Genomic DNA, 7,375 nt, shown 5'->3' with positions numbered 1-7,375 from the left:
GACCCGGCCCCTCGACGCCGTGGCCACTGGAGTATCCGGAGGCATTCGATGACCCGCCCGCAGGTGTCCGCGGTGATGCTGGCCTACGGCGCCGAGCCGTACCTGGTCGACGCCGCCCGCGCCGTGCTGGACAGCACCGGCGTCGACATCGAGCTGATCGTCGTCGACAACGGTTGCACCGGCGACGGCATCGACATCGTCAAGGGTTTCCCCGGCGTCCGGGTGATCCGCCCCGAGGAGAACACCGGCTACTCCGGCGGCTGCCGGGTGGGTGCCGCCGAGGCGACCGGCGACTGGCTCGCCTTCGTCAACTCCGACGCGATCGTCACCCCCGACGCCCTGGCCAAGGTCGTCGCGGTGGCCGGCGAGCCCGGCGTCGGCGCCGCGATGGCCTCCATCCGCCTCGCCGACAATCCGGAGCTGATCAACACCTCCGGCAACCCGCTGCACTTCACCGGCCTGTCCTGGGCCGGCGGCAACGGGGAGCCGGCCAGCGCCCACGCCGTACGCACCACGGTGCCCTCGCTCAGCGGCTGCTGCTTCGTCATCAACCGGGCGCTGTGGCGCGAGCTGGACGGCTTCGCCGCCGAGTACTTCGCCTACCACGAGGACACCGAGCTCAGCCTGCGCCTCTGGCAGCGCGGCCTGCGGCTGGAGTACGTCCCGGACGCGGTCGTGAAGCACCACTACGAGTTCTCCCGCAACGCCCTCAAGCTCTACCTGGTCGAGCGGAACCGACTGGTCACGCTGCTCACCGCGTACGAGACGCGCACCCTGGTGGTGCTCGCGCCCGTCCTGCTGCTCACCGAGGCGGCCATGCTCGCCGCCGCGTTCGCCGGCGGCTGGCCGAAGCAGAAGTTCCAGGGCTGGGGCTGGCTGTGGCGCAACCGCGCCTGGCTGCGGGCCCGCCGCCGTCAGCTCCAGGCCGAGCGGAGCGTCCCCGACGGCGTCATCGCCGAGCTGATGACCGCCCGGGTCGCTCCGTCGAACGTCGACTCGCCACCCGGCATGGGCATCTTCAACGCGATCGCCGCCGGCTACTGGGCCATGGCCCGGCCCCTGCTGCGCCGGCGCTGACCGCCAGCCCCATGGCACCGCTCGCGTGGTGCCACGTCGAGATCCTGGAAGCCTACGGCCCTCGGAAGGAGCCGCCTGCTTCCAGGATCTTCACAACCCTCGCGACCGGTTGGTCTACTCCGACGGCTGCTGGCCCTCCAGGTCGGCGGAGCCGGCGGAGGTGGTCGGCTTGTGCGCCTGCTCGGTGGGCACGGTGGGCGTCTTGGCCCGGCCGCCGGTCGGCGCGGCATCGCCCGCCGCGTCGCCCTCCAGCAGCGCGGTCAGCGCCGCCCCGGTGATCCGGCGGAAGGTACGGCCCACCCGGGCACGGTCCAGAACCGCCACCTCCAGCTGGTTGGCCGCGATGGTACGCGAGGCCCCGCCCTCGCCGCCGACGCTGCTCAGCGCCCGCACGGACAGCCGTACCGCCTCGCTGAGCGACATGTCCGCCCGGTGGTCGGACTTGAGCACGCTGGTGATCGCCTCGGCCTGGCCGCCCATCGCCATCCGGCCCGGTTCGTCGTTCACCGAGCCGTCGTAGGTGATCCGGTACAGCTCGTCCTCCTCGGCGGTGGCGCCGACCTGCGCGACGCTGATCTCCACCTCGAACGGCTTGGACTGCTCGGTGAAGATGGCGCCGAGGGTCTGCGCGAAGGCGTTGGCCAGCGCCCGACCGGTGACGTCCCGCCGGTCGTAGCTGAGTCCGTTGAGGTCGGCCATTCGTACGCCGGCACGGCGCAGGTTCTCGAACTCGTTGTACCGGCCGACGGCGGCGAAGCCGATCCGGTCGTAGATCTCGCTGACCTTGTGCAGGGCGCTGGAGAGGTTCTCCGCGACGAAGAGCACCCCGCCGGAGTAGCTGACGATCACCGCGCTGCGGCCCCGGGCGACGCCCTTGCGGGCCAGCTCGGAGCGGTCGCGCATGATCTGCTCGGGCGAGGCGTAGAACTGCATGGCCACGGCGGCGGTTCTCCTTCGGGCGCTGTGCTGACGACTGCTGACTGGTGGGGTGGGGAGCGGGGTCAGCCGCCCGGGTTCTCCATCCGGCCGGCCACGACCGCCTCGGCGATCGTCGCCGTCTCGGCGTCGGTGAGCCGGTGCGTGCCCTCGGCGGTCGCCGTCATCACCACCGGGTAGATCCGGCGGGTCAGGTCCGGCCCGCCGGTGGCGGTGTCGTCGTCGGCGGCGTCGTAGAGCGCCTCGACGGCCAGCCGGGCCGCGTCGTCGATCGACAGTCCGGTGCGGAACCGCTTCTTCAACGCCGACTTGGCGAACAGCGAGCCGGAACCGATCGCGTCGAAGCCGGTCTCCTCGTAGGGGCCGCCGGTGACGTCGAAGCTGAAGATCCGTCCTGCCCGGGCCGGGTCCTTCGCCGCCAGGTCGAAGCCGGCGAACAGCGGGACCACCGCGAGCCCCTGCATGGCCGCGCCGAGGTTACCGCGGATCATCGAGGCGAGCCGGTTGGCCTTGCCGTCGAGCGAGAGCATCGCGCCCTCGATCTTCTCGTAGTGCTCCAGTTCCACCTGGAACAGTCGCATCAGTTCGAGGCCGATGCCCGCCGTGCCCGCGATGCCGACCAGCGAGTACGCGTCGGCCGGGTGCACCTTCTCGATGTCCCGCTGGGCGATCAGGTTGCCCATGGTGGCCCGTCGGTCGCCGGCCATCACCACGCCACCGGCGGCCGAGATGGCCACAATGGTCGTCGCGTGCGGCGCCAGGTCGGCGGCCATGCCCGGCGGCAGCGGCCGACGGCCCGGCAGCATCTCGGGGGCCACCCGGCTCAGGAACGTGGTGAAGGAGGACGTCCCCGCGTTGGTGAACACATCTGGTAGACGCCCGGATGGATCAAAACCCGCTGCCACGTGGTTCCTCTCAGGTACGTGATCGCCTTGGCCAGCCTCGTCGGACTGTCATGGAACTGGCCGAGACCACCATTGCAGTTGAAGCAGAGTATCCCGCGCACCCATCCGGTGCGATGATCGTGGTCCAGATGTTGAGGATCTTCGCCGCCGCAGATCGCACAGACCCTGCCCTGCTCGGCCAGGAGCTCCTGGAACTCACTTGAGACCTTCGGCGACCGGCGTTGGCGACTTCCGTCGCGGCTCGATGCCACGCCCACGCCGACTCGCCTCGGAACGGGCGGTCGCAGACGCCTTGCAGTGGTAGGCGAGCCCGTCCGCCCGTCGACGGTTACGGTGAAGGTCAGTGGCCGGAAGCAGCTGCTGACACTGGGGGCACAACGTGTCCGACGCCTGAGGCAGGTCGGACATATACCTCATTCACCGCCTTTCTGGACATAACCCCTCACGAACTCCTCGGCGTTCTCCTCCAGAACCGAGTCGATCTCGTCGAGCAGGTCGTCGACGTCCTCGGTGATCTCGGCGTGCCGCTCGGCGACCTCCGGGTTCGCCTCGGTGGTGACGTCCTCGATCTCCTCGCCCTGGCGCGACTTGCCGGTCTGCGACTGCCCGCCGCTGTCACGAGTGGCCATCTCGGTGCCTCCTTGACGATCGCTTGCGAGAAACTTACCTCGCGCGGACGACGAACGGCCCGCCCCGCGCCGATCTTCCCGGCGCGGGGCCGGTCCGGCGGCGCTCAGCCGCCGGTGAGCGTCTCCAGCAGGTCCTTGGCGCTCTCACAGCGGTCGAAGAGAGCGCCGACGTGCTTGCGGGTGCCCCGCTCCGGCTCCATCATCGGCACCCGCACCAGCGACTCCCGGCCCACGTCGAAGATGACCGAGTCCCAACTGGCCGCCACCACCTCCGAGGCGTACTGGGCCAGGCAGCGGCCCCGGAAGTAGGCCCGGGTGTCCTCCGGCGGCTCCACCATCGCGCGGCGGGTCTGCTCCTCGTCGAGCAGCGTCTTCATCGAGCCACGGGAGACCAACCGGTGGTAGAGGCCCTTCTCCGGGCGGACGTCGGAGTACTGCAGGTCGACCAGCTGGAGCTTGTGCGAACCCCATCCCAGCTTCTCCCGCTCCCGGTAGCCCTCCAACAGCCGCAGCTTCGCCACCCAGTCCAGCTCGTCGGCACAGAGGAAGACATCGCGGCCGAGCCGGTCGAGCACGCTCTCCCAACGGTCGAGCACATCACTGGTCTGCGCGTCGACGTCGTCACCGTACCGGTCGTCCACGAAGGACCGGACCCGTTCCAGGTACGCCCACTGAAGGTCCAGGGCGGTCAGCCGACGGCCGTCGCGCAGCCGCATGAGGTGCTTCAGCGACGGGTCGTGGCTGACCGCACGCAGCTCGCTGACCGGATCGGCGATGCCCAGGTCGGCGCCGAGCGCCTTCTCCTCGATCATGGTGAGGATCAACGCGGTGGTGCCGACCTTGAGGTAGGTGGAGATCTCCGAGAGGTTGGCGTCCCCGATGATCACGTGCAGGCGGCGGTACTTGTCGGCGTCGGCGTGCGGCTCGTCCCGGGTGTTGATGATGGGGCGCTTGAGGGTGGTCTCCAGCCCCACCTCCACCTCGAAGAAGTCGGCCCGCTGGGAGATCTGGAAGCCGCTCTGGCCGCCGTCCTGGCCGATACCGACCCGGCCGGCGCCGCAGACGATCTGCCGGGTGACGAAGAACGGCGTCAGGTACGCCACGATGTCGGCGAACGGCGTCTGCCGGCGCATGAGGTAGTTCTCGTGGGCACCGTAGCTGGCACCCTTGTTGTCGGTGTTGTTCTTGTAGAGGTGGATCGGCTGGGTGCCCGGGATGGTGGCGGCACGGCGGGCCGCCTCGGCCATCACCCGCTCCCCCGCCTTGTCCCAGCGAACCAGGTCCAGCGGGTTGGTCACCTCGGGCGTGGAGTACTCCGGGTGCGCGTGGTCGACGTACAGTCGCGCCCCGTTGGTCAGTATCACGTTCGCCAGGCCGAGGTCCTCGTCGGCGAGCGCCTCGGCCGGGTCGTACGCCGCCCCGGAGTAGGTGAAGCCTCGGGCGTCGCGCAGCGGCGACTCCTCCTCGTAGTCCCAGCGCGCGCGACCGCCCCGGTTGAGTTCCGGACGCGCCCCGTAGGCGTTGACCACCTGGGAGGAGGTCACCATGGGGTTGGCTCCGGCCTGGCCGGGCACCGAGATGCCGTACTCGACCTCGGTGCCCATGATTCGTCTGACGCTCATCGACCTACCTGCTCCGCTCGGCCCAACCCGGTCCCCCGTTCCTATCGAGCGTAGTCGCCCTCAGCGCGCAGAGGGGCACGCCGGCACAGCCGGTGTCGCCTCGGTGGCGGCGGCGGTGTCGGTCGGCAGGTTGACGGGAAGCACGTCGCACTCCGGCACGGTGAGGGGAACCCAGGTGACCCGCTCCCGCAGCGCCGGGTATTTGTCGAGGATCCAGTGCACCCGCCGCCCCGCGTTCGGGTCGGCGGTGATGAACCGGATCGGCCCCCGGACCCGCTCGACCATCTGGTGGGTGCGCCACGGCTCCTCGAAGACCATGCCGTACACGCCCAACTCGGTCTGGGCGGTGGTGCCGTGCAGGGTGGAGAGGCAGAGGGTCTCCAGGTAGGGGCGGTAGGAGCCGCGATCGAGCACGAGCGTGGTGACGCCGGGCTGCTCGGGGTAGCGTCGCTGCGCCTCGGCACAGACCCAAGCCTCTTTGGACGGCAGGTGCAGCTCCTGGTGGACCCACCGTTCGGTCCAGGTCTGCTCGCTGGCGATGAGCATGCTTCGCTGCCCGCCGACGACTCCGCACAGGAGCACCGCGACGACCACGACGCCCGCCGCGCCGAGGGTGCCGGCGAGGCTCGCGGTCACCGCCGGCCAGGACCAGCCGCGGCGGGGTGCGGGCAGCAGCCGCACCACGGCGGCGGTGCCGACGATGAGCAGCGCGGTGGCCAGGTGGGTGGACTTGATGAAGTAGTAACCGGGCTCGACGCCGGAGGTGTCGTTGTAGTACGCGATGCCGAGCGACAGGGCGACGCCGACCGCGCAGACCAACAGCCAACGCCGCCAGGCCGGGTCGGCGCGGCGGACCTGGACCAGCAGGGCCACGCCCACGATGCCACCGAGCCAGATCAGGGCCCGCCAGGCCTCGGTGCGGGCCTCGATGCCGCCGCCGACAGCCAGCGCCTCGGTCTGCTTGGCCCGCAGCACGCCGAGCAGCGGGGCGACCAGCGCCAGGGCGCTGCCCGCGACACCGACCAGCGCGACGGTCCCCCAGCGACGCAGCGCCTCCCGCCAGTGGCCGAGCAGCCAGCAGAGCACGAGCACGGCGGCGGGCGGGAGGAAGAGGTAGTAGGTGAAGCCGATGGCCACCACCAGACTGACCATTAGCACGAACTGTTCACGGGTGCCGGCCAGGGGACGGCCGACGAGGGAAGCGAGGAGCACCGTCAGGGCGAGGCCGAGGACCTCGGTCGGGTAGCCGGACACCAGCAGCCGCGGCAGCTGAGTGCCCAGCAGGAGGGCGCAGACCACCGCGGTGAGCGCGAAGCGGTGCAGCAGGTGGATCGGGCCGGAGATGCGCTGGGCGGCCCAGATCAGGGTCAGCACGAGAAGACCGAAGCCGGCCATGGTCCAGAAGGCGTAGTGCCCGACACCCTCCGGGCCGCGGGGGGCGGTGCCGGCCGGCAGGAGGAACCCGTCGAGCAGGGCGGCGACGAGGTGCCAGCCCTGCGGGTAGTAGAGCATCTGGGGCAGCAGCACGTCCCTGGCGGCGGCGGGGTCGACGAAGGCGTACCCCCCGAGACGGCCGAGGACGTCGAAGAGGGCCAGGTGCCGCCAGTTGTCCTCGCCCCGACCGAGGATGGTCAACTGGCCGGCGAGGTCGTGCACGCGCTGCCACGGTGCGCTGAGGTAGATCATCATCCCGGCGGTCGCGGCAACCGGGAACAGGTCGACCCAGCCGGGGCGGGGCAGTCGGGGCCGGCGGCGCAGCACGGCGGCGGCGAGGACGACCAGGGTGAGGGCGGTCCCGGTCAGCGGCACCGGTCGCATGCCCCAGGGCCAGACGGCGAAGAGCAGTCCGCCGGCGGTGGCGGCGCCGAGCAGCAGGGCGAGCGCCAGGACGAGCCGGTCGAGGAGGGTACGCCCGCCGCGCAGCACGCTGGCGGTGGCCAGCAACACCAGCGGGGGCAGCAGCCAGTCGCGGTGCAGGGCGTGGACGGCGAGGGGCACGAGCCAGGCGGCGACGAGCGCCGCCAGCATCGGAACCGGACGGCGCCGACGACGCCGGGAGGTGGGCACAGGCGGACGGATGTCCTCGGTCGCCGGGGTGATCGGTGGCTCGGCGACGGTGAGCTCGGGCGGCACGAGGCTCCTCGGCGGGGTCGATGGCGGTGCAGGAAGTCTACCGACGAGTCCGGCATACCCGCCCGCCCGGGAC

Annotated in this window: 7 protein-coding genes; 1 reads left to right on the top strand and 6 read right to left on the bottom strand. The window is 71.1% G+C overall.

Going from position 1 to position 7,375, the window contains the following annotated elements; all coding sequences use genetic code 11:
• Nucleotides 1-48 precede the first annotated feature (48 nt).
• Nucleotides 49-1,077 carry a glycosyltransferase family 2 protein gene (locus tag E1182_RS27800; RefSeq protein ID WP_132270705.1) on the top strand — a complete coding sequence of 343 codons (1,029 nt, stop codon included), beginning with the start codon at nucleotides 49-51 and terminating at the stop codon, nucleotides 1,075-1,077.
• A gap of 114 nt (nucleotides 1,078-1,191) precedes the next feature.
• Here E1182_RS27800 and prcA read toward each other — a convergent pair whose 3' ends face one another.
• From prcA to E1182_RS27770, 6 genes are all read right to left on the bottom strand, one after another.
• Nucleotides 1,192-2,016, bottom strand: a complete 825-nt coding sequence (gene prcA / locus E1182_RS27795; RefSeq protein WP_132270704.1) for a proteasome subunit alpha — start codon at nucleotides 2,014-2,016, stop codon at nucleotides 1,192-1,194.
• A 62-nt stretch (nucleotides 2,017-2,078) separates the two neighbouring features.
• Nucleotides 2,079-2,918: a proteasome subunit beta gene (prcB, locus tag E1182_RS27790; protein WP_207914596.1), complete on the bottom strand. Its 840-nt coding sequence runs from the start codon at nucleotides 2,916-2,918 to the stop codon at nucleotides 2,079-2,081.
• Nucleotides 2,837-3,169 (bottom strand): endonuclease VII domain-containing protein, encoded by a 333-nt coding sequence (locus tag E1182_RS27785; RefSeq protein ID WP_243706454.1) that lies wholly within the window; start codon nucleotides 3,167-3,169, stop codon nucleotides 2,837-2,839. The genes prcB and E1182_RS27785 overlap by 82 nt, the downstream gene beginning before the upstream one ends.
• Before the next feature lie 162 nt (nucleotides 3,170-3,331).
• The gene (locus tag E1182_RS27780) at nucleotides 3,332-3,547 is read right to left on the bottom strand and encodes a ubiquitin-like protein Pup (RefSeq protein ID WP_111133268.1); all 216 of its coding nucleotides are present in this window, start codon (nucleotides 3,545-3,547) and stop codon (nucleotides 3,332-3,334) included.
• 104 nt (nucleotides 3,548-3,651) lie between these two features.
• Nucleotides 3,652-5,169, bottom strand: a complete 1,518-nt coding sequence (gene dop, locus E1182_RS27775) for a depupylase/deamidase Dop (protein WP_132270702.1) — start codon at nucleotides 5,167-5,169, stop codon at nucleotides 3,652-3,654.
• A gap of 60 nt (nucleotides 5,170-5,229) precedes the next feature.
• Nucleotides 5,230-7,302 (bottom strand): hypothetical protein, encoded by a 2,073-nt coding sequence (locus tag E1182_RS27770; RefSeq protein ID WP_132270701.1) that lies wholly within the window; start codon nucleotides 7,300-7,302, stop codon nucleotides 5,230-5,232.
• Nucleotides 7,303-7,375: the final 73 nt, after the last annotated feature.

The organism is Micromonospora sp. KC721, assembly GCF_004348355.1.
In the GTDB taxonomy this organism is placed as follows: domain Bacteria; phylum Actinomycetota; class Actinomycetes; order Mycobacteriales; family Micromonosporaceae; genus Micromonospora.
This window is presented reverse-complemented; position numbering and strand designations above follow the sequence as displayed.

Coding starts and splice junctions, on each gene's coding strand:
- E1182_RS27780 (WP_111133268.1), bottom strand. CDS start 3,547: ATGGCCACTCGTGACAGCGGCGGGCAGTCGCAGACCGGCAAGTCGCGC.
- E1182_RS27800 (WP_132270705.1), top strand. CDS start 49: ATGACCCGCCCGCAGGTGTCCGCGGTGATGCTGGCCTACGGCGCCGAG.
- dop (WP_132270702.1), bottom strand. CDS start 5,169: ATGAGCGTCAGACGAATCATGGGCACCGAGGTCGAGTACGGCATCTCG.